Source organism: Micromonospora sp. NPDC049047, from assembly GCF_040649135.1.
In the GTDB taxonomy this organism is placed as follows: Bacteria; Actinomycetota; Actinomycetes; order Mycobacteriales; family Micromonosporaceae; genus Micromonospora.
In genome coordinates, this window is the sequence record NZ_JBEZEY010000041.1 from 5,499 (window position 1) to 7,984 (window position 2,486).

3 protein-coding genes are annotated in these 2,486 nt (G+C 61.9%); 2 read left to right on the forward strand and 1 reads right to left on the reverse strand.

Going from position 1 to position 2,486, the window contains the following annotated elements:
* Window positions 1-131 precede the first annotated feature (131 nt).
* Both AB0B86_RS33245 and AB0B86_RS33250 read left to right on the forward strand, forming a co-directional pair.
* Window positions 132-974 (forward strand): GntR family transcriptional regulator, encoded by an 843-nt coding sequence (locus AB0B86_RS33245; protein ID WP_357420578.1) that lies wholly within the window; start codon window positions 132-134, stop codon window positions 972-974.
* A complete protein-coding gene (locus tag AB0B86_RS33250; protein ID WP_357420580.1) occupies window positions 974-1,513 on the forward strand; it encodes a kinase in 540 nt (179 codons plus the stop codon). The genes AB0B86_RS33245 and AB0B86_RS33250 overlap by 1 nt, the downstream gene beginning before the upstream one ends.
* On the opposite strand, the gene AB0B86_RS33255 is transcribed toward AB0B86_RS33250, so the two are convergent.
* Complete coding sequence (locus AB0B86_RS33255) at window positions 1,510-2,031, reverse strand: hypothetical protein (RefSeq protein ID WP_357420582.1); 522 nt, start codon at window positions 2,029-2,031, stop codon at window positions 1,510-1,512. The two genes, AB0B86_RS33250 and AB0B86_RS33255, sit on opposite strands and share 4 nt — an antisense overlap.
* Between the last annotated feature and the right edge of the window lie 455 nt (window positions 2,032-2,486).

Sequence of the window (2,486 nt, forward strand, 5' to 3'; positions counted from 1 at the left end):
CTGATATGCCACCGGGTCAACTGTTAGGTGCAAAGACGCGCCTGAGCTGCGGCAACAGCGGCAGACGACCTACCATCTGTTAGGCCGCTGGTAGGCTTCCCGTGCTCCTGCCTGACCGCGAGAGGACTGCCATGCCCACCCCTGATCGCTCCGAGGCGCTTCATCAACAGGTGGCCCGGACCATCCGCAACGACATTGAGTCGGGCACCCTCCGCGATGGCCAGGTGCTTGATTCGACGCGTGAACTTGCCAATCAGTGGGGCGTGAGCGTCTTCACCATTACTGAGGCAATGCGAGTGCTGGCCGAAGAAGGGTTAGTGGTTAGCAAATCTCGCTCAAAGCGCGTAGTCCACGCCCCGGACCAGTCCAAGCGAAACGAGGTCCGCCTTCAATCGCCGCGCGTCCTGTTCGTCGGCGGCTACGCCGGCAGCGGCAAAACCGAGCTGGGGCGGATACTCGCTCGCGAAACGGGTTGGCCGATGCTGGATAAGGACACCTTGACACGTCCGGTGCTAGAGGCCGCGCTAGAGCTGATTGGACTCTCTCCGCATGACCGAGAGTCTGAGCAGTATCTGAAACTGCTGAGGCCACGAGAGTATGAAGCCCTGATGGAGGCCGCAGCCGAAAACGTCGCTTGCGGCAACAGTGCCATCATCACTGCGCCTTTCATCGCCGAATTCAACGATCCCGCTTGGCTGGAACGAACGCGGTCATCGTTTGTCGACAAGGGCGCGGCCGTCACGTTCGTCTGGGTCTACTGCGACGAAGGAAGCATGCAGACCTACATTCGACGTCGGGGAGCTGCCCGTGACGCGGCAAAGCTCGCCGACTGGGATGCTTACCTTGGGCGGATCAATCTAGATTTCAGGCCACCAGTTCCGCACATGCTGGTCAACAACTGCATTTCCGGCGCACCGCTAAAGGCGCAGGCGAAAACACTTCTCCGTGAGGTGATGGGCGGAGAGGTCGAGTAGTGAGAGCCGGCATCATTCTCTACGGACCGCCCGCCGCAGGCAAAGACACGGTGACGCAGGCTCTCCACAGAGCCGACCCGCGCTACTCACTCTTCAAGCGATTGAAGGTCGGTGGCGGGCGGACCGAGGGGTATCGAGTGATCAGCAAAACGGAACTGGCAGACCTGGCCGACAGAGGCGAGATCGTTTGGGAAAATCGTAGGTATGGTGCGGTTTACGCGGTCGATCGCTCCGGCCTGTCGACGCATTCGGATTCCGGGGTGCCGGTGCTACACCTCGGGCAAAGCGCGGCTGTCGATGCTGTAAAGGATGCGGAACGCTCGATCGTTTGGCTAGTTGTGTATCTCTGGTGCGCCCGAGACATAGCCGAACAACGGATGCACGGGCGGAACACAGGAGACGTGCCTGCCCGATTGAGTGCCTGGGATAGCACTGAAAGCATAGAGGCAGATTTGCGCATTGACACCGGGGTCACCGATCCCGACCGCGCCGCAGGGGAAATACTGCTTGCGATGGGGAAACGATACGCTCGCAATTAACAGCGGATATGAGTACCACATAGCGGCGGGGCATCGATACGGCAGACTTTCCAGCCGCCGTCAATGCCCCGCTCCTGCTTTGTCTTAAAGCGCCATTCGTGGCCCGCCCCGACCACGAAAATTGGCCGCCCATCGGTAGCGACTTCGGAGAAACGAAGCTTTATCGTCGCGGAAACAGTGCCGTCGCCGTCGACCCGCTTCCAATCGGATGACTCGACTTTGATGCTCCTGCCGGATGCTTTGATCACTCCACGCATTCGGCTTGTTTCTTCTAGCAGGTCCTCGCGGCGACTGTCGCAGAGGCAGCGTTCTACGCCGAAGCCGTCTCCGTACTCGGCGAACGCCGCCAGTAGGTACGCGTTCGCTGCGGCGATCGGGTCGGCTTCACCCTTGCCGGCCTGTGCCGTTTTCACGACTGCCCATCCCGCCGGTACTGCCAGGCATCCTGTAGCGACAAACGCGGCGATGATCGCGAGTCGCAGCGGCCAGGAGCGCGGGAGGTGGGGTCGCGCGATCATGGCACTGAGGTTACTAAGCCGATCAAGGTTCGTGGGACCTTCGAACGTCTGTACGATCTGCTGCTGTGAGGGAGCAGATCGGGCGATGGTGGAACGGGTCATGGGGCCGACTCACGCGCCGTGACATCTGGCTTGCTCGTGAGATCCGATGGCACGTCGTTGCCAGGTCGGGTAGCTCCGAGACTGGCGAGGTGAGGCGCTGGAACTTCGGCAGTGAGGATGAGGCACGGCACATGGTCCAGCGGCTGATTTCCGCCGACGGCGGGCAGTGGCGCGAGCAGCCCAGCAAGGCGGCAGAGCCGCCGGAGTGAGCCGCTGTGCCATATGCGTGCCAAAGTTGTCCCCACCGCCGCACTGTCGCTCGCGCCGGGCCAGGTCAGGGCGGGTATACGACCGGAAGGCACACCCCCCTCCGGAGGCGGGGGCGCAGGTTCGAATCCTGCCGGGGGCACCAT